Origin of the sequence: Calorimonas adulescens (assembly GCF_008274215.1) — a bacterium.
GTDB classification, from domain to species: Bacteria; Bacillota; Thermoanaerobacteria; order Thermoanaerobacterales; family UBA4877; genus Calorimonas; species Calorimonas adulescens.
The window spans coordinates 1-19,515 of record NZ_VTPS01000023.1 but is presented as its reverse complement, the minus strand read 5'-3'; the positions used below and the strand labels follow the sequence as shown (position 1 = coordinate 19,515).

Below are 19,515 nucleotides of genomic sequence, written 5' to 3'. Positions count from 1 at the left end.
CATGGGATCAAATACAATACATGATATTAAAATTGATGATATAAAAAATGCAGTGATTGAAGTTAAAAATATAAATGATAATTATTATAATAAAACTGGTGATAGAAAAAGATATCTTATATATACATTTGGTTGCCAGATGAATGAACATGATACAGAAATAATTAGTGGTATACTTGAAGAAATGGGTTATGAGCATGCAAATTCAGCTAAAGAAAGTGACATAATAATATTTAATACATGCAGTGTACGTGAGCATGCTGAAAATAGGGTTTTAGGACGTATTTCACAATTAAAACCATTAAAAAATACTAAGCCTGATTTAATTATTGGTATCTGTGGATGCATGATGCAGGAAGAAAACATGAAAAATTACGTATTAAATCATTATCCTTATATTGATTTGATATTTGGTACACATAATATCCATGAGCTCCCTATATTGATAAATAAAGTTCTTCAAAGCAACTCGGCTGTTTGTGATGTGTGGGAAGAAAATAATGATATTATCGAAAATCTTCCCGTTATCCGTAAAGACAAGGTGAAGGCATATGTAAATATTATGTATGGCTGTAACAATTTCTGTTCCTATTGTATTGTTCCGTATGTACGTGGTAGAGAAAGGAGTCGTGAGCCTGAAGATATAATAGGTGAAATAAAAAGTCTCGCTGAAGACGGATATAAAGAAGTCACTCTACTTGGACAAAATGTCAACTCTTATGGCCATGGTTTAAAAACGAAAATAGATTTTCCCGACCTGTTGTATATGATTAACGAAATAGACGGTATCGAAAGAATTAGATTTACAACATCTCATCCTAAAGATCTGTCTGATAAACTAATTTATGCGATGAGAGATTGCCAAAAAGTATGTGAGCATATTCATTTACCTGTGCAGTCCGGCAGCAACCAAATTTTGAGGCTGATGAACAGGCATTATACAAAAGAGAATTATCTAGAACTGGTAGATAAATTAAGAAGCAATATTCCAGGTATTGCTATAACCACAGATATAATTGTTGGATTCCCAGGTGAAACAGATGCAGATTTTATGGAAACAATGGACCTTGTAAGAAAAGCGGAATTCGATTTAGCTTATACCTTTATCTATTCAATAAGAGTGGGTACTAAGGCAGCTCAAATGGAAAATCAGATACCAGAAAACATAAAACATGAAAGATTGGATAAGCTTATTGAATTACAGAACTCAATAAGCTATGAAAAGAATAGTAATCTTGTAAACAATATTGAACCTGTATTGGTAGAAGAAATAAGTAAAAAAGACCCAAATAAATTAAGCGGTAGAACAAGAACAAATAAACTAGTACATTTTGAAGGTGACAGATCTCTCATAGGCAATTTTGTAAATGTCAAAATAACAGAAGCCAGGGCTTATACTCTAATTGGTGAAATAGAAGCTAAGCAATGACTCTACAAATATAGCAAGCCTACGTAATTTAAATTAGGTGACAAATGGGGGTCACTTGTATGTCAGATTTTACTCCAATGATAAAACAATATTTAGAAATTAAGGAACAATATAAAGACTGCATATTGCTTTACAGGGTGGGGGATTTCTATGAAACTTTTTTTGAGGATGCAGAGATTGCTTCTAGAGTTTTGAATATTGTTCTTACAGGCAAAGATTGCGGAAAAGAAGATAGGGCACCAATGGCCGGTATACCATACCATGCTGCAGAATCTTATATAATAAAATTGGTGGACAACGGTTATAAGGTAGCAATATGCGAACAACTTGAAGACCCATCGAAAGCAAAAGGTTTGGTCAAACGAGATGTTGTTAGGGTGGTTACACCAGGAACAATAATAAGTGATAATTTGGTAGGTAACAAAGATTCAAATTATTTGTCATCAATTTATATTGATGGGGAAAATGCCTCAGTTTCGTCTCTTGACGTATCTACGGGAGATACAATTATCTTGCGATTGACTAATGATATTGATTATATTTATGATGAAATAGTAAAAATAAATCCTTCTGAAATTTTATTGCCTAGAAAACTTTCTAACACCAAGTTATTTCAAAGATTAAATAACAATGATAGGTTAGTAGAACTGATGTTAGACGATGAATATGACCTGGATAGGTATAGAAAACAACTGCTTGAGCAATATGGTGATAACACTGACCTGATAGATAAATTTGATAATGTAAGCTTAATGGCTTTTGGTGCTTTGCTAAATTATGTCCTGGATACATTAAAAATATCTAATCTATATCTTAAACAACCTGAATTTGAGACGAAGAGCAAGTATATGGAAATAGATAACTTTACTCGCAGAAATTTAGAGTTGGTAGAATCGATAAGATCAAATAAAAATGGTTCAACGTTATTAAATATAATTGACAGAACAAAAACTGCCATGGGTGGTAGGTTATTAAAGAGGTATATTTTAAATCCTTTATATAGTGTAAATGAAATAAAAGTTAGATTGGAAGCGGTAGAAGAAATTATAATAAAAAAAGATTTACTAAATAAATTTAGAGAGCATCTTGCTCAAATTTATGATATTGAAAGACTACTTGGTAAATTAAATTATAATAATGCTAATCCTCGCGATTTAATTGCCTTAAAAGAATCTCTTAAAGTATTGCCTGATATTTTTAATACCTTGTGTGGTTGCGAATCTGATTTGTTTAATATATTTAAAGAGGAAATTGATACCTTAGATGATATTTATTTACTCATTGATAAGGCTATTGTTGATGACCCCCCAAATACCTTAAAGGATGGGGGTATAATAAAAACTGGATACAATGATGAAATAGATAAGCTACATTATCTAACATTAAATAGTAAAAAACTCTTAATGGATTTAGAGCAAAAAGAAAGAGAGAAAACGGGAATAAAGTCGTTGAAAATAGGATATAATAAAGTATTCGGTTATTATATTGAAGTAACAACAAAGAACCTAAACCTTGTACCCAGTTACTATATACGCAAACAAACCCTGGCTAATTGTGAACGGTTTATTACAGAGGAGTTGAAGCGATTAGAATCAGATATAACTGAAGCTGAAATAAAATTAACCACCTTAGAATATCAATTATTTATGGAAATTCGTAATAAAATCATTTCTGAGATAGACAGAATACAGAAAACTGTATTTGTAATAGCATATTTAGATGTAATTCAATCATATGCTTATGTAAGTATTGAAAATAATTATGTAAAACCTGAAATAAACAATGGTGATAAAATAATAATTAAAAACGGAAGACATCCTGTAATAGAAAAATTAGATAAAAAAAATCTTTTTGTTGCAAATGATGTAAATTTGGATAACGAGAATAATTTAATATATATCATTACAGGACCTAATATGGCAGGCAAATCTACTTATATGCGCCAAGTGGCTCTGATAGTAATAATGGCGCAAATGGGATGTTTTGTACCAGCAGATCATGCTATAATAGGGGTGGTAGACAAGGTCTTCACACGAGTTGGAGCAAGTGATGATATATCTTCTGGCCAGAGTACATTCATGGTCGAAATGAATGAAGTTGCCTATATATTGAAAAATGCAACTTCTAAGAGTCTAATAATTTTAGATGAAATAGGTAGAGGTACAAGTACATTTGATGGGTTGAGTATTGCATGGGCCGTTATTGAATATATTTCTATAAAGATAAAGGCAAAAACTCTTTTTGCTACTCATTACCACGAGCTTGTAAAGCTGGAAGATGAACTGCCTAATGTAAAAAATTTTTATGTCTCAATATACAAAAATGGAGACGATATTGTTTTTTTAAGAAAAATAATGAAGGGGTCAATGTCGCAGAGCTTTGGGATTCAAGTTGCAAAAATGGCAGGTGTTCCTGAAGAAGTAATTAATAAGGCTAAAAGATTGTTAAAGAGTCTGGAAAGATCAGAAAAGAATTTTAATAAAATTCATGAAAAAAGTCCTGCAACTCAATTGGATATATTCAGTATTTATACTAATAAAATTGTAGAATTAATTAAAAATATTGACATAAATACTATGACTCCCTTAGATGCATTAAATAAATTAAACGAGATTAAAAACCTTTTAACAGGTGGCGATCAGACAAGAGATGAGCAAAATAAAAATATTGGATGAGACCACAATCAATAAAATATCAGCCGGTGAGGTTGTAGATAGACCATCTTCAATTGTAAAAGAGTTAATAGAAAATGCAATTGATGCTAATAGTACCCAGATTACTATAGAAATCAAAAATGGTGGAATTAAATATATACGTGTTACAGATAATGGTGATGGCATACCTCCAGATGATGTGGAAATAGCTTTTTATAGACATGCCACCAGCAAAATACAAAACTATCAGGATATAAACAACATCTATACTATGGGTTTTAGGGGTGAAGCGTTATCTAGTATAGCTGCAATATCCAAATTAAATTTATATACTAAAACACAAGATGATATTCTTGGCACACATGTTGAATATATTGGTGGGAAATTAATATTAAAAGAAAATATTGGATGTCCATCCGGTACTACTTTAATAGTAGAGGATGTGTTTTATAATACTCCTGCTAGATATAAATTTCTCAAAAGTGAATCTGTTGAGACAAAACATTTAATTGAAGTGGCAAGCAGAGAGGCCCTTATAAATGCAAATATTTCTTTTGAACTAATAAGCAACGGAAAAATGATATTTAAGACTTCAGGAAAGGGAAGCATTGAAGATAATATATATGATATTTTAGGGTATCAATTAAAAGGCCATTTGATACCTATTTCTATAAACAAAGAAGATATATTAATCAAGGGGTTTGTTTCTGACCTTGATTTTTATGAAAAGAATTCAGGAGATATATTGTTTTATGTAAATAATCGTTATGTATTTGATAATGATTATAAGAAGACAATTACTGAATCGTATAAATCTCTACTTACACGGCATCAATATCCGGTTGCCGTTTTTAATGTTTTACTCCCTGCAAATCGTGTAGACATCAACGTTCATCCATCAAAGTTATATGTAAAATTATATGATAAGGATCTTATATTTAATGCTATTGAACAGGAAATCAAAAAGAAATTAGTAAAGGAGCGCTCTAAAACAATAGATATAGCTATTGACATACAAGAAAGGGAAAATACATTTAATAAAGTTGAAGCTAAAGCTAATAATATTATTTATGAACGGCCTTCATTTGATCAATATGAACTAAATTTAAATGATAGTAAAAGCATAGATACCACAATAAATGATAATCCTTATAATGATTTAAAGAATGCTAATAATTCTAATGAGTCAGATGTTTATAGCAATTTGTCCATTATAAAGTATAAAAAGATAGGGCAGCTTTTTAATACCTATATTTTGCTTGAGTATCGCAATGATTTATATATAATAGATCAACATGCAGCTCATGAAAGAATTCTATATGAAAAATATAGAAATGAATATTTTAACAAAAATATAAATACACAGATTTTATTGATCCCCGAAGTTATACAACTAAAACATGAAGATTATAAGTTTGTAGAAAATATAGTTGATAATTTTAACAGACTTGGATTTGAAATAGACATTTTTAGCGATAATATCATTATTTTACGTGCATTGCCAGCTATATTAGGTTTATCTGATGTTAATAAAGATATAATTCTTGATTTAATAGAAGAAATTAAAAACGGTAACCTTATTTTAAGTGAGGTAGAATCATTAGATAATGCTATTATTAAGGCTGCCTGTAAATCAGCGGTAAAAGCAAACAAAAGATTAGACAATATTGAAATTGATAGTCTTATCAATGATTTGATGCACTGTAAAGAGCCTTTTACCTGTCCCCATGGAAGACCTACTATACTAAAAAAGTCAATAAAGGATATTGAAAAGCTATTTAAACGAATATGAGGGAAGTGATTATTTGTGGCGCCTCCATTGATAGTAATTGTCGGACCTACAGCTGTGGGTAAGAGTGATTTGGCATTTGACTTAGCATTGAAAATTAACGGTGAAATAGTATCAGCAGATTCGATGCAAATATATAAACTAATGGATATAGGTACAGCGAAGCCAGAAGTCAGCAAACGAAATATTGTGAGGCACTATATGATTGATATAGTATACCCCGATGAGGAATACAGTGTGGCGTTGTACAAGCAAGATGCAGAGAAAGCCATTGAAAAGATATATAGCAAAAATAAAATTCCAATTGTTGTTGGGGGGACAGGTCTATATATAAACTCAATCATTAATAAAGTCAATTATTCCGAATCAGGTCCTGATAAAAATTTTCGTGAACAGTTAGATAATTTATCGAATGAAAAGGGTATAGAATATCTGCATAATATGTTATACAAAATAGACCCCGTATCGGCAAAGAAAATCTCAGTAAATGACAAGAAGAGAATCATTAGGGCTTTAGAAGTATACTATCGAACTGGAAAACCAATATCATACTATCAACAACTTTCTAATAACCAGCCAAATACTAAGTATAATACCCTGATTTTTGGGCTTACGATGAATAGAACTATACTATATGATAGAATAGAAAGACGTGTAGATATTATGATTAACAAAGGATTGGTTGAAGAAGTCAGGTCATTATTATCCATGGGCTATGATGAAAGATTAAATTCTATGCAGGCAATTGGATATAGACAAATATTAGGGTATTTAAGAGGCAAATTAGGTCTGAATGAAGCAATAAATTTAATTAAAAGAGATACAAGGCGGTATGCTAAACGGCAGTTAACCTGGTTTAGAAACAATGACCGGGTAGAGTGGTTTGACTTAGATAAAATAGATGAAGAAGACATTATAAAAAAAATTATTGAGAGGTTAGCAGGAATATGCAAAGAATAATCGAATATAAAAAAGAGTGCATAGTTACATTATTTATCTGAAGGGGGATATTAATACGATGAATAGTCCAAAATCCGCAATTAATTTACAAGATATTTTTTTAAATCAGGTGAGAAAGGAGCACACAGTTGTAACAATTTACTTAATCAACGGCTTTCAGTTGAGGGGAATAGTAAAAGGGTTTGATAATTTTACAGTTGTATTGGAAAATGAAACCAAGCAACAACAGTTGATATATAAGCACGCGATATCAACAATTTCTCCTGTAAAACCAGTAATATTTAATAATGAGAAGGAAAAGGAAGAAACAGAATAACAATTTTTACGAGAGTGTGAAAGTTTTAGTGATAAATTAGAAGCATGTCAAGGGTATCTTTAAAAAAGGATATTTTGGGCATGCTTTTTTTGTTACTTTAGTCTCCCATCATACATTATGGATAGTTCACCATATATTTTTCCCCAGCTTCTTACTGGAAAAGCCTATTTTTTAGTGGCTTTAAAGTCAGCTACATAATTGTCCCTGACGAAAAAATGGACAGCATCGATAAATGCAATTAATAAAACAGCTTCCTATGATATTTTTTATTTTATCATAGAAAGCTATATTTTACAGACTTTTATTCACAGGCTCGCCTCAGCAATTTTTTAAATATACTGCGACATCCTTCACTTTGTATTAGAGCTCCGGAAACCAAAGCTTTAGTTCCCGTTCGGCCGATTCAGCTGAATCCGATGCATGCACAAGGTTATATGTGGTATTAGATGCAAAATCACCACGAATAGTTCCAGGCATAGCTTTTTCAATATTTGTATCTCCATTAATATATCTTGCCAGCTTTATTGCGTTTTCTCCCTCCCATATAATGGCTATAAGAGGTCCTGACATCATGTAATTTAATAATTCATTAAAATAACTTTTACCAATATGCTCATAATAATGTTCTCTCAGTAGTGTATAATCTGCATTTACAATTTTAATTGACTTTATAACGAGCTGTTTTTGCTCGTATCTTTTTATGATTTCGCCTACTAATCCACGTTTTACACCATCTGGTTTGATTATGACAAGTGTTTTTTCTAACATCACTAACCACTCCTAATTGTTAACATTTTTTATTTGTCTTAAATATAATATATCAAAAAAAGATGGTGGTGAAAACATGAAAGATGGATTGGGCTCAAGGATTTTAAAGTTAGGCAGCATAGGGCCTGATGTAAGAGAACTGCAACTTATCCTACAAAGTTTGGGATATAACCCAGGTCCTATCGATGGCATATATGGACACAGGACAATGAATGCTGTAATGAGGTTTCAAAAAGATAATGGCCTTACTGTAGATGGGATTGTTGGTCCAGAAACATTAAATATGATTTATCAATTGTACCCATAATTTTTTTAACAACAAAAGAAGGAATTTATCTTTTTTTGTAGAACTAATTATACGAAATATTTATTTCGTATAATTAGGAGGTAAAAATGGACAATATGGGATTACCATCAATTGTTAACGATTATCTAAATTATATGTTAACCATTAAGGGAAAATCTAAAAATACTGTTGAGGCTTATGGATATGACCTTGAAATTTTCTTTAAGTTCATGAAGTGCCGTAAAAATAAATTAAAACAAACAGATTTTGATCAAATTTCCATTGAGGATATAGATATAGAGTTCATTAAAAAAATCAATTTAAATGACCTTTATGCATTTCTTTCATATGTCTCAAATGAAAGAAATAACGGTGCAAGAGCAAGAGCAAGAAAAGTAGCGTGTATTAGATCCTTTTATAATTTTTTACACAAAAAACTAAGGGTCATAGAGTACAATCCGACATCGGAATTAGAATCTCCAAAAATCGGACAACGAAATCCAGTATATCTTGACCTTGAAGAAAGTAAAAAATTGCTAAATTCAATATGTGGACCATTTTTTGAAAGGGATTATGCTATTATAACCCTGTTTCTAAACTGTGGACTAAGATTATCAGAGCTTGTAAGCATTGATATTAGCAGCATAAAAGGTGATACATTAAGAGTAACTGGCAAAGGCAATAAGGAAAGGACCATCTATTTAAATAAGGCTTGTATTAGTGCTATAAAAAATTATTTATCGGTTCGTCCGGTAGATGGTGTTGTAGACAGAGACGCACTTTTCCTCAGCAAACGGAAAAAACGTATATCTCCAAAGACCGTGCAGTATATTGTAAAAAAATATATAAAGTTGGCAAATCTTGATGTAAACAAATATTCTACCCATAAGTTAAGGCATACTGCAGCAACATTAATGTACAAATATGGTAAGGTGGACATCAGGACATTGCAAAATATTCTTGGACATAGTAATGTATCTACCACACAGATTTATACTCATATTGATGAAGACATTTTAAGGAATGCTGTAAGCAAGAATCCATTATCAGAACCATAAAGCCAAACAAGAGTTTACATTTATATCCGTTTATGGTATACTCTTTTTAAGGGGGTAGTATAATATGGCTAAAAGAGTAAGTAAAGCAAGTAAACAATTGAGCGAACCACAAGAGCGTATATTAGAATATATTAAGGAAACAATGAAAGTGAAGGGTTATCCCCCCTCTGTTCGTGATGTATGTAATGCACTTGGTTTTAACTCAACTGCAACTGTCTATGAGCACTTTAAATCACTTGAAAAAAAAGGATACATAAGAAGAGATCCTTCAAAACCACGTGCTATTGAAGTGATAGACAGCAAGATATCATTTGTTAGCAGAGAAATTATAGAAGTACCAATAATAGGAAAAGTTACGGCTGGAAAGCCAATTTTGGCAGTAGAAAATATTGAAGAATATTTTCCTTTGCCTCTGGACTTTATACAGGGCGATTCAAAGGATGAAAAATTTTTTATGCTTAGGGTAAGAGGAGACAGCATGGTCAATGTAGGCATATTAAACGGCGACTATGTAATAGTGCGAGAGCAATCCTTTGCATTTAATGGGGATATTATAGTGGCACTAGTAGATGATAGTGCCACTATAAAAAGATACTATAAAGAAAAGGGACATATTAGACTGCAACCTGAAAATCCTTTTATGGATGCTTTGATCTTTGAAAAAGAAAGTGATGTTAATATTCTTGGAAAGGTTATTGGTGCTATACGCCGTATATAAACAAATGGAGGCCATTTATATTTTAATTAGTTTTTCATCAAGCATATTTTGAATAGCCATAAGAATTCCTATAATATAATGTTCGAAAGTAACTCCACCTTGAATATACAGTATAAATGGTTCTCTTAATGGTGCATCAGCACTTAGCTCAATTGAAGAACCATCGACAAAACCCCCGGAGCTCATTATTATTTTATCGTCGTAGCCTGGCATATCCCATGGTTCCGGTTTCACAAAGCTATCTACAGGATTTGATTTTTGTATCCCGCGACAAAATGAGATTAGTTTTTTAGGGTCACATAGTTTTACAGCTTGAATTATGTCAGTCCTTCTTGTGTTATATGCTGGGTTTACCTCAAAACCGAGTTTTTCAAACAAACTGGATGAAAAAATAGCTCCTTTAAGGGCCTGGCCAACGACATGAGGAGCCATAAACAGACCTTGTAATATATTACGTGAGTTACCAAAATTAGTCCCCATATGCTTCCCAAGGCCAGGAGCTGAATATCTATATGAAATTTTTTCAATGAGCTCCTTTTTACCTGCTATATACCCACCACTAACTGCAATTCCTCCACCGGGATTTTTTATTAGCGATCCTGCCACTATATCGGCACCTACATCTGATGGTTCTATATCTTCAACGAATTCACCATAGCAATTATCCACCATGCAGATAACATCATTTTTAATCTCTTTAACTGCTTTTATTGCCATCCCCAGCGAATTAACGTCAAGTGAAGGTCTCCACGAATATCCTTTTGATCTTTGAAACATAACAACTCTTGTTTTACTGCTTATACTTTTAATTAAGCTTTTTGTGTCTATGAACCCATCATCATTTAATGCTATTTCTTTATATTTTATATCATATTCTTTCAGACTCCCCTCTCCTGTCCTACCATTTATAACAGTTTTCATAGTATCATAAGGCACACCAGTGGCGTATATTAACTCATCTCCCGGCCTTAAAACTCCAAATAATGCAGTGCTGAGTGCATGGGTACCAGATACAAAATGAGGTCTTACAAGGGCGTCCTCAGTGTTAAACACATATGAGAAAATAGTGTCAACAACATCTCTGCCTATATCACCGTATCCATAACCTGTACTGAATATAAAATGATTATAAGAAAGCTTTGCTCTTTGCATAGCCTCTATCACTTTAAATTGGTTAACTAATACTGTTCTATCGACCTCACTATAGATACCTTGCAGTTCTTCAAGAATCATACTTGCAAGTTTAACTAAATCCTTATTTATGTCAAGTTTTTTTACTATAACCTCTGGTATAAACTGCATTTTGTCCTCCTCTATCAGTAGAATATATTATCAGGTATATCTACATCTTCAATAAAAATAAGGTCACTTTTTTCAATAGATGACTTTTTGTATATCCTTACCGCCTGATTCATTATGGATTTTTCAATGATATTTCTCACCAATCTTGCGTTTCCTTCTTTTAATTTATTATCATTCAAACATCTAATAAGTAACCTATATATCTTTCTTTTTGCCTTAAACGTTAATTTATAATCCCTATCTGAGGTCATTTTATCTGATATTAACATTAACTCGTCTATAGTATAATCAGAAAAGTCAAATTGAAACGCAAACCTGGACTTTAAACCAGGATTTGTATTCAAAAAATATTCCATCTCGTCTCTATATCCAGCTAAAATCAAAATAAATTCATTCTTATGATCCTCCATTGCCTTGACAAGAGTATCTATAGCTTCTTTCCCAAAGTCCTTTTCGCCGCCTCTGGCAAGTGAATACGCCTCATCAATAAACATAATACCTCCGATAGATTTTTTTACAACATCTCTCGTTTTTTGGGCAGTATGTCCTATGTATTCACCAACCAGATCAGCCCTTTCTACCTCAACCACATGTCCCTTACTCAATATCCCGATACCTTTAAAAATTTTACCCAGCAGCCTGGCCACTGTAGTCTTTCCAGTACCAGGATTACCTTTAAAAATCATATGTAGTGTTAATGGCTCATATTTTAACCCCTTTTCTTTTCTCATACCCTCTAAACATATATATGCCTCAAGCTGTTTTATCAAGTCCTTAACATTCGTCAAACCTACTAGGCTATTAAGCTCATCAAGAGCACTGTTAAGGTCATAATCCGAGAAAGAACCTTTTTGGCTTCCTTTTAGCCCAAAAATACTTGAGAAAAATTTATTTCGCTCAAGCATTGCTTATCGCCCATATATAAGATATGCATCAAGAAATGAATTGCCACACATATAAGTCCAGATGTCTGGACTTATATTAAAACGTTAGCTGCCACTACACCAATAATATTTCCAGCTCGATCCTTTATCGGTGCAGAAACAGTAACATTTACATCATTGGTTGCTACAGTAATATATGGACGAGAGCAAAATATCTCACCTTCAATTGCCTTTTGAAACCATTCTCTGAAGACAAAATTACTTACATTTGTATCAGATGTTATGGCCAAAACGTTACCTTTAGAATCAAGAGTAAGGAGAGTGCTTATAATATCTTTATGTTTTTCATAATAACTATAGACGACTTTCTTGTGATTATTTTTATTCATCTCCATAATTCCGGGCTCTTCAATCAATTTTTGCAAAATATTTACTGCAGCAGAAATATTCTTTTGAGACAAATCTGTTAAATATTTTTCAGATGTATAATTATATGTTATATTAAATAATTCATTGGCCAACTTATCAAGTTTCCCAATTGAATTATCTATTTCTTCAATAGCAGTATCCTCCTGTTGTATAGAGGAAGTAATCTCTTCTATCTCGGTCGCTGATTCTTGAATTGCTGATGTTATAAGCTCTGCGGTCTGTACACTAGATGATAACTGCTCTATCTGCTTTTTAGTCAAACCAGAAATTTCATTTATGACTTCTATCATATTATCTATATCCTGTTTGAGGTCACTAAATGTCTTATTAGTTTCATCAGTTTTAATAATATTGGTTTCCATGGTTGCAATACTATGATTTATCTGATTGGTAGAGTTTTGAGCCCCCATTTGAATGGCAATTGATAGTTCTTCTATTTGTTTTACAGCAGATTCAGTCTGGTTGGCCAGGCCCCTTATCTCATTTGCTACCACAGTAAAACTTCTCCCAGCCTCACCTGCTCTTGCAGCCTCAATCGCAGCATTCAATGATAACAAATTAGTCTTTTTAGCAATATCAGTTATCACATTCACAAATTCTGTTATGCGTTTTGTCAAATCAACCAGCTCATTCATTGTATTTGCAGTTTCTCTGTTAGCCATTCCCAGTTGATTTATCTGTTCAGTCAACTCAGTTAAAACATTCTGAGTAGTTTTAACCTTCTCTTTTAATTGACCTGTGGTATCAGCTCCATACTGTGATTTTTTCAATATAACATTTGAGGTATCATTGACGATATTTATTTGATTCATGAGTTCCTGACTTAACCGAGCCTCATTCTGCGTAGAAGCAGCAATTTGGTCCATTGCAGAGGCTATCTGATTTGAAGCAATCCTTGTCTCCGATGAGTTAGCTTTTATTGTGTTTGTTAAATATCTAATCTCTTCAGAAGCCCTTTGCATTCTCCCAATAACATTGAAAACGGTATTAAACATATTATTAATCATCCTGCCTAATCTACCGTTGCCAAGATTCTTTTTTAACTTAGAAACATTATAAAGGTTTTCTTGTATAAATTCTGATATTATAAGCTCAATACCGCTCTTCTTATTAAACATGCATTCTTCATCCCCTTACAATAAAATTATGGGGTCACTCTATAAAGCATACGTGGGAATGGTATTGTTTCCCTTATGTGATCAAGACCGCAAATCCATGCTACAGTTCTTTCAATACCAAGGCCAAAACCTGAGTGAGGTACACTACCGTATTTTCGTAAATCAAGATACCACTTATAAATATCCATAGGGAGATTTTCTTCTTCAAGCCGCTGAACCATGAGGTCATAATCGTGAATTCTCTGACTTCCGCCTATAATCTCTCCATAGCCTTCAGGGGCTAGTAAATCATCGCAAAGCACAACCTCAGGTCTATTTGGATTAGGCTGCATGTAAAATGCTTTACAGTGCTTTGGATACTCAGTAATAAACAAAGGCTTTTTATATAAATTCGCAAGAAAAGTCTCTTCAGGAGAACCGAAGTCATCTCCCCATTCAATATCAAAATTATTATTCTTAAGTGTCTTAATCGCATCATCATAACTCATACGTTCAAATGGGATTTTGATCTCTTCAAGTGCAGATATATCTCTGCCAATGGCTTTCAATTCCAGTATTCTATTTTTAAGCACACTTTCAACAATATAGGAAACCAGTTTTTCCTGAAGTTCAAGATTGCCTTCATGTTCTAAATATGCTACCTCAGGTTCAAGCATCCAGAACTCTATAAGGTGTCTCCTTGTCTTTGATTTTTCGGCTCTAAATGCAGGCCCAAGTGTATACACCTTGCCCAGGGCCATTGCACATGCCTCAGCGTATAACTGTCCTGTCTGAGACAGGTAAGCACTCTCACCAAAGTAATCAATCTCAAATAGATCAGTTGTGCCCTCACATGTTGCCGGTGTAATAATTGGTGCATCAGCCTTTATAAACCCATGATTATTAAGAAACTCCATAGCGCTTTTTATAATCTCATGACGTATACGCAAGATGGCACTTTGCCTTTCTGTACGTATCCATAAATGCCTATTATCCATAAGAAATTCAACACCATGCTCTTTAAGTGCAATGGGATAATCCTCTGTCAACTGGTTTACTACTACGTCTATTACATCCATCTCATAACCAGAGGGCGCTCTTTTATCGCTTCTTACCCTGCCGACCACATTAATTGATGACTCTTGTGTTAAATGTTCGCAAAGTTCAAAAAGTTCCGGACTAACCCTGGATTTCTCAACTATTGCCTGGATAAAGCCACTTCCGTCTCTTAATTGCAGAAATTGAATCTTTCCACTGGATCTTTTGTTATAAAGCCATCCTTTGATTAAAACCTCTTGTCCTTCATATTGTTTGACGTCTGATATACTACATTTAATCATATCACTAACCCCCATTAAACATTAATTATAGCTTGGATATTTTCAATTAGTGTCCTATTGCTGTTTAGGATTGGATTGACATATTTATCTAAAAAAATCTCAACCTGTTCCGCAGAAAGTCCAATGTAATTTTTAGGATTTAATATATCTTTCATTTCATCACCTGAAATAGGTATATCTGGATCTTCAATGATCTTTTTAATTAGATCAATTATGATTCCATTTTCTCTATAAGCTAACCTTACTTCCATAGAATGCTTACGTATCTTTTCATGTATCTGCTGTCTATCTCCACCATTTTCAACCGCTCTCATCAATATATTCTCTACTGCCATAAAAGGCAGCTCTCTTGAAACATTTTGGCTGATTATTCTTGGATATACCTTTAAATTGCTTGAAATATTAATATAAAGATTCAAAACACCATCTGTAGCTAAAAACATCTCCGGTATAGAAATACGTCTATTAGCAGAATCATCTAGGGTTCTTTCCAGCCATTGTGTAGAGGCAGTAATGGAAAAATTAGAAACATTTGTAATTATATATCGGCTTAAAGAACACATCCTCTCACTGCGCATTGGATTCCTTTTGTAAGGCATTGCTGACGAACCAACCTGTGTTTCATCAAATGGCTCTTCCAGCTCATTTTCGTGCTGCAACAGACGAATATCGTTGCCAAATTTATGAGCGCTTTGAGCTATTCCGCATAAAGCTTCCATTATATACCAGTCATATTTTCTCGTATATGTTTGTCCCGTTACAGGGAATGACTTTTCAAACCCCAGTTTTCTTGTCACAAGTTCATCCAGTTTCATGGTCTTTTCTTTATCTCCATTAAACAATTCTAAAAAACTGGCTTGAGTACCTGTAGTACCCTTAACACCGCGCAGCATAAAATTAGCAATGCGATACTCAAGTTCTTTCAAATCAAGTAATAGGTCCTGGATCCACATGCATGCTCGTTTACCTACGGTAGTTAATTGAGCGGGCTGAAAATGTGTATACCCAAGGGCTGGCATATCTTTATATGTCAGTGCAAAAGTAGAAAGATTATCTATACATTTTAATAATTTTACTCTTATTAACTGTAAGGCGTTATACATCTGTATCAAATCCGCATTGTCATCTACAAAGGCACTGGTAGCCCCTAGATGTATTATAGGTCTTGCCTTAGGGGCTTTTTCTCCAAATTCTTGAATATGTGCCATTACATCATGTTTTAGTTTCGCTTCTTTTTGGGCTACAACATCATAAGATATGTCATTAATATGTTCTTTCATCTCTTCAATTTGTTCATCTGTTATGTTAAGGCCCAGTTCTTTTTCTGCCTCTGCCAGTGCAACCCATAGTTTACGCCATATACTGTATTTGTTATCATCAGAAAAAATATAACTCATTTCCTTACTTGCATATCTTTCTATAAGTGGATTACTATATACACTATGACATCCCATACCAATTACCTCAAACTCCTAATAAATTGATTTATGTTTTCCAGTCCTATTTTTATGTCATCCAAAGATGTAGCATAAGAAAGCCTTATATAATCGTCATTTCCAAATCCAGAACCGGCTACTGTAACGACGCCATTGTATTTTAATAAAAGTTCAGCAAATTTGTCAGAGGAATCAATCAGTTCCCCATCGATCTGTTTACCCTTATATATGGAGATATTCATCATAACATAAAAGGCTCCTCTAGGCTTAACAAAATCAATGCCATACTCTTCTAATTTTTTAATCATGTATTTTCTTCTTCTATCAAATTCTGCTACCATACTGTTTATTTCATCCCTACCACCTTGCAATGCAATCATCGAAGCGTATTGAGCGATAGAGTTGGCATTGGATGTAGTATGACTTTGAATATTGGTCATTATCTTTATTGCCTCTTTACTTCCTGCAACATAACCTATTCTCCATCCCGTCATAGCATAACTTTTAGATACTCCATTAATTATGAAGGTCAATTCTTTCATTTCTTCACTGATAGTAGCAATACTATAATGTTTTTCATCATCATATATTAACCTGTCATATATTTCATCAGAAATAACACATATGTGATGTTTGACAAGCACCTCTGCAATGGCTTTCAATTCATTTAAATTATAAACGGTCCCACTAGGATTATTTGGACTATTTAAAATAAATATTTTTGTTCTATCAGTAATATGTTTTTCAAGCTGCTTGGGAGTAAGTTTAAAATCATTCTTAGGATCAGTTGGAATAATCACAGGAATGCCATCGCACAGCTTTACCATTTCTGGATAACTCACCCAATATGGAGAAGGTATAATAACCTCATCACCAGGATCAATCATCGCCTGAAGCACATTATAAATTGCATGTTTTGCACCATTGGAAACAAGTATCTCATCGGGCTTGTATTCTAAATTATAATCTCTTTTTAAGATGTTGCATATTGCTTGTCTCAGCTCCAAAAGACCAGAAACAGGTGTGTATTTTGTCAGACCTATCTCCATTGCATGAACTGCCGCTTCCTTTATGTATTGAGGTGTGTCAAAATCAGGTTCGCCCACCCCGAAATTGATTACTTTTTTACCCTCTGCCTTTAATCGATTGGCAATTGTATTCATTGCTAATGTTGATGATGGGCTAACATTTTTCCCCCTCATAGATAAATCCATTTTTACTACCTCCTAATTTTATAATATACTACTTGTAAAACCCCTATGTTTAATCCTTTCTTTTAATTTTATCATATTGTAGTATGGAATTGTACACTTGCCTATAGTATCATCTTCTGGCGAATGAAAATCAGAGCCCCCCGTCTCAATTAGATTATATTTTTCAGCAAATACATGTGCAAGATATATATCATCTGTTTTGTGCTTCGGATGATATACCTCTATCCCGTATATACCCGCTTTAATTATTTCAGGGATCAGGCTTTTATTATCAATCAAACCAGGATGTGCCAATACAGGTGCACCACCAGCATCGACTATCATTTTAACAGCTTCTTCAGGGCTAAGTCTATATTTTTCAACATATATTGGAGAATCCTTATTAAGATACTTATCAAATGCATCAGAAATATCATTTGCGTAACCATGTCTTATTAAAACTCTTGCTATATGGGGTCTACCCAATGTATAGTAGTTACCTTCTTTCATTACCTCTTCAATATCTATCTTTATACTTGCTATATCATAAAGGTTTTTTACCATCTTTTCTATTCTTTCAATCCGTACGGCTTTTATATCGTTTAACTTTTTAATTAAGTCAACATTTTTATAATCTATCCAATAGCCCAAAATATGAATATCAAATCCCTCTAGGATAGCGCTCAGCTCTATACCTGGAATAATATTAAGTTTTTTGTCTGGTATAAGATTTAAAGCATTTATTACTCCCTCTGTAGTATCATGGTCAGTAATGGCTATGGCATATATTTTATTTGATATTGCAATATCTATAATCTCTGACGGTCTTAATGTACCATCTGAATATATCGTATGAACGTGCATATCACAGTTCTTCATCTTTATCCACTCCATATTTTTTTTCGAGGTTAGAAGCAGTTAAATTAAGTGTGGCTATGCTTACAGCTTTTCCGCAATTGTCAGTTTCTATAATAACTGCATTGAGTTGAGCATTACCATCTGCTACATCAAATTTTGAAGGCATGCCAGTTATAAATTTATTTATAATAGCAGATTTATCCGACCCAATTACAGAGTCATATGGGCCAGTCATTCCTGAATCAGTTATATACGCAGTACCCCCAGGTAAAATTTTATAATCAGCAGTCTGCACATGGGTATGTGTTCCTAAAACCGCTGTTACTCTACCATCTACATAATATCCAAAAGCAATTTTTTCTGAAGTCGCCTCCCCATGAAAGTCTATAATAATATAATTTGAAATATCTTTACATTCATCGATTATCTTATCTATAGTCTTGAACGGACAATCAAGGGGACTCATAAAGACTCTGCCCATTATATTCACTACAAAAACCACATTGTCGTTTAATTTATAAGATGTATAACCCTTACCGGGAACTCCATCTGGATAATTAGCAGGGCGTATGAGTCTTTCCTCCTGGTCAATGAAATCCAGTACCTCCTTTTTGTCCCATATGTGATTCCCAGAAGTTAATATATCAATCCCATACGAGTATAGCTCATCAACGATTTTTTTTGTTAACCCATTCCCGTGTGCCGCGTTTTCACCATTTGCTATCGTTATATCTATATTGTACTCATCCTTGATTGCAGGTAAGAAATCTCTCAATAAATATCGGCCTGGCCTTCCCACTATATCACCTATAAACAGAATTCTCAAAATAACTCTCCTTCCATAAAAATCATGTTGAACAATAATATTATACTACATTCTGTCAAAATAAAAAATAAAAGGGAGTGTCGCAAAACACTATTTAAGTGTTAGCGGCACTCCCCTTTTTTGGATAAAAAATAAAAAACAGCTTCAAAATTTTAAAGGGAATATGGGCTTT

The 19,515-nt window shown here is 33.3% G+C and carries 17 protein-coding genes; 8 read left to right on the top strand and 9 right to left on the bottom strand.

Translation table 11 applies throughout. The features are described 5' to 3' along the window. Position 1 precedes the first annotated feature (1 nt). The 5 genes from miaB to hfq are packed head-to-tail and all read left to right on the top strand — an operon-like array spanning position 2 to position 7,148. Complete coding sequence (gene miaB, locus FWJ32_RS11895; RefSeq protein ID WP_149546185.1) at positions 2–1,429, top strand: tRNA (N6-isopentenyl adenosine(37)-C2)-methylthiotransferase MiaB; 1,428 nt, start codon at positions 2–4, stop codon at positions 1,427–1,429. A gap of 59 nt (positions 1,430–1,488) precedes the next feature. Beyond that, entirely contained in the window at positions 1,489–4,104 is a 2,616-nt protein-coding gene (mutS, locus tag FWJ32_RS11890; protein ID WP_149546184.1) for a DNA mismatch repair protein MutS, read from the top strand. Beyond that, on the top strand, positions 4,079–5,875 hold the full coding sequence (mutL, locus tag FWJ32_RS11885; RefSeq protein ID WP_149546183.1) for a DNA mismatch repair endonuclease MutL: 1,797 nt from the start codon (positions 4,079–4,081) through the stop codon (positions 5,873–5,875). The genes mutS and mutL overlap by 26 nt, the downstream gene beginning before the upstream one ends. A gap of 15 nt (positions 5,876–5,890) precedes the next feature. Then, complete coding sequence (gene miaA / locus FWJ32_RS11880; protein WP_149546182.1) at positions 5,891–6,832, top strand: tRNA (adenosine(37)-N6)-dimethylallyltransferase MiaA; 942 nt, start codon at positions 5,891–5,893, stop codon at positions 6,830–6,832. A 58-nt stretch (positions 6,833–6,890) separates the two neighbouring features. Then, a complete protein-coding gene (hfq, locus tag FWJ32_RS11875) occupies positions 6,891–7,148 on the top strand; it encodes an RNA chaperone Hfq (RefSeq protein WP_149546181.1) in 258 nt (85 codons plus the stop codon). Positions 7,149–7,508: 360 nt separating this feature from the next. Here the strand turns inward: hfq and ndk are convergent, their stop codons facing one another. Next, a complete protein-coding gene (ndk, locus tag FWJ32_RS11870; protein WP_149546180.1) occupies positions 7,509–7,916 on the bottom strand; it encodes a nucleoside-diphosphate kinase in 408 nt (135 codons plus the stop codon). Positions 7,917–7,992: 76 nt separating this feature from the next. On the opposite strand from ndk, the gene FWJ32_RS11865 reads away from it, so the two are divergent. From FWJ32_RS11865 to lexA, 3 genes are all read left to right on the top strand, one after another. Further along, positions 7,993–8,223: a peptidoglycan-binding domain-containing protein gene (locus tag FWJ32_RS11865; protein WP_149546179.1), complete on the top strand. Its 231-nt coding sequence runs from the start codon at positions 7,993–7,995 to the stop codon at positions 8,221–8,223. 86 nt (positions 8,224–8,309) lie between these two features. After that, positions 8,310–9,260, top strand: coding sequence for a tyrosine recombinase XerC (locus FWJ32_RS11860; protein WP_149546178.1), 951 nt, complete (start codon positions 8,310–8,312; stop codon positions 9,258–9,260). Positions 9,261–9,324: 64 nt separating this feature from the next. Next, the gene (gene lexA / locus FWJ32_RS11855; protein ID WP_149546177.1) at positions 9,325–9,978 is read left to right on the top strand and encodes a transcriptional repressor LexA; all 654 of its coding nucleotides are present in this window, start codon (positions 9,325–9,327) and stop codon (positions 9,976–9,978) included. Between the two features lie 15 nt (positions 9,979–9,993). Here the strand turns inward: lexA and FWJ32_RS11850 are convergent, their stop codons facing one another. From FWJ32_RS11850 to FWJ32_RS11815, 8 genes are all read right to left on the bottom strand, one after another. Next, on the bottom strand, positions 9,994–11,280 hold the full coding sequence (locus FWJ32_RS11850; RefSeq protein ID WP_149546176.1) for a methionine gamma-lyase family protein: 1,287 nt from the start codon (positions 11,278–11,280) through the stop codon (positions 9,994–9,996). Between the two features lie 14 nt (positions 11,281–11,294). Beyond that, positions 11,295–12,185 carry an AAA family ATPase gene (locus FWJ32_RS11845; protein ID WP_149546175.1) on the bottom strand — a complete coding sequence of 297 codons (891 nt, stop codon included), beginning with the start codon at positions 12,183–12,185 and terminating at the stop codon, positions 11,295–11,297. Positions 12,186–12,256: 71 nt separating this feature from the next. Beyond that, entirely contained in the window at positions 12,257–13,711 is a 1,455-nt protein-coding gene (locus FWJ32_RS11840) for a methyl-accepting chemotaxis protein (RefSeq protein WP_149546174.1), read from the bottom strand. A 26-nt stretch (positions 13,712–13,737) separates the two neighbouring features. Continuing rightward, positions 13,738–15,030: an asparagine--tRNA ligase gene (asnS, locus tag FWJ32_RS11835; RefSeq protein ID WP_149546173.1), complete on the bottom strand. Its 1,293-nt coding sequence runs from the start codon at positions 15,028–15,030 to the stop codon at positions 13,738–13,740. Positions 15,031–15,044: 14 nt separating this feature from the next. Then, positions 15,045–16,484 (bottom strand): adenylosuccinate lyase, encoded by a 1,440-nt coding sequence (gene purB / locus FWJ32_RS11830; RefSeq protein WP_149546172.1) that lies wholly within the window; start codon positions 16,482–16,484, stop codon positions 15,045–15,047. Positions 16,485–16,489: 5 nt separating this feature from the next. After that, on the bottom strand, positions 16,490–17,680 hold the full coding sequence (locus tag FWJ32_RS11825) for a pyridoxal phosphate-dependent aminotransferase (protein ID WP_149546171.1): 1,191 nt from the start codon (positions 17,678–17,680) through the stop codon (positions 16,490–16,492). An 18-nt stretch (positions 17,681–17,698) separates the two neighbouring features. After that, a complete protein-coding gene (locus FWJ32_RS11820; RefSeq protein WP_162523621.1) occupies positions 17,699–18,538 on the bottom strand; it encodes a PHP domain-containing protein in 840 nt (279 codons plus the stop codon). Next, positions 18,525–19,343, bottom strand: coding sequence for a TIGR00282 family metallophosphoesterase (locus FWJ32_RS11815; RefSeq protein ID WP_149546169.1), 819 nt, complete (start codon positions 19,341–19,343; stop codon positions 18,525–18,527). Before FWJ32_RS11815 ends, FWJ32_RS11820 begins: the two co-directional genes overlap by 14 nt. Positions 19,344–19,515: the final 172 nt, after the last annotated feature.

Excerpts from the sequence above, each read along its gene's own strand:
- miaB (WP_149546185.1), top strand. The coding sequence starts at position 2 with ATGGGATCAAATACAATACATGATATTAAAATTGATGATATAAAAAAT.
- mutS (WP_149546184.1), top strand. The coding sequence starts at position 1,489 with ATGTCAGATTTTACTCCAATGATAAAACAATATTTAGAAATTAAGGAA.
- mutL (WP_149546183.1), top strand. The coding sequence starts at position 4,079 with ATGAGCAAAATAAAAATATTGGATGAGACCACAATCAATAAAATATCA.
- hfq (WP_149546181.1), top strand. The coding sequence starts at position 6,891 with ATGAATAGTCCAAAATCCGCAATTAATTTACAAGATATTTTTTTAAAT.
- ndk (WP_149546180.1), bottom strand. The coding sequence starts at position 7,916 with ATGTTAGAAAAAACACTTGTCATAATCAAACCAGATGGTGTAAAACGT.
- FWJ32_RS11865 (WP_149546179.1), top strand. The coding sequence starts at position 7,993 with ATGAAAGATGGATTGGGCTCAAGGATTTTAAAGTTAGGCAGCATAGGG.
- FWJ32_RS11860 (WP_149546178.1), top strand. The coding sequence starts at position 8,310 with ATGGACAATATGGGATTACCATCAATTGTTAACGATTATCTAAATTAT.
- lexA (WP_149546177.1), top strand. The coding sequence starts at position 9,325 with ATGGCTAAAAGAGTAAGTAAAGCAAGTAAACAATTGAGCGAACCACAA.
- FWJ32_RS11850 (WP_149546176.1), bottom strand. The coding sequence starts at position 11,280 with ATGCAGTTTATACCAGAGGTTATAGTAAAAAAACTTGACATAAATAAG.
- FWJ32_RS11845 (WP_149546175.1), bottom strand. The coding sequence starts at position 12,185 with ATGCTTGAGCGAAATAAATTTTTCTCAAGTATTTTTGGGCTAAAAGGA.
- FWJ32_RS11840 (WP_149546174.1), bottom strand. The coding sequence starts at position 13,711 with ATGTTTAATAAGAAGAGCGGTATTGAGCTTATAATATCAGAATTTATA.
- asnS (WP_149546173.1), bottom strand. The coding sequence starts at position 15,030 with ATGATTAAATGTAGTATATCAGACGTCAAACAATATGAAGGACAAGAG.
- purB (WP_149546172.1), bottom strand. The coding sequence starts at position 16,484 with ATGGGATGTCATAGTGTATATAGTAATCCACTTATAGAAAGATATGCA.
- FWJ32_RS11825 (WP_149546171.1), bottom strand. The coding sequence starts at position 17,680 with ATGGATTTATCTATGAGGGGGAAAAATGTTAGCCCATCATCAACATTA.
- FWJ32_RS11820 (WP_162523621.1), bottom strand. The coding sequence starts at position 18,538 with ATGAAGAACTGTGATATGCACGTTCATACGATATATTCAGATGGTACA.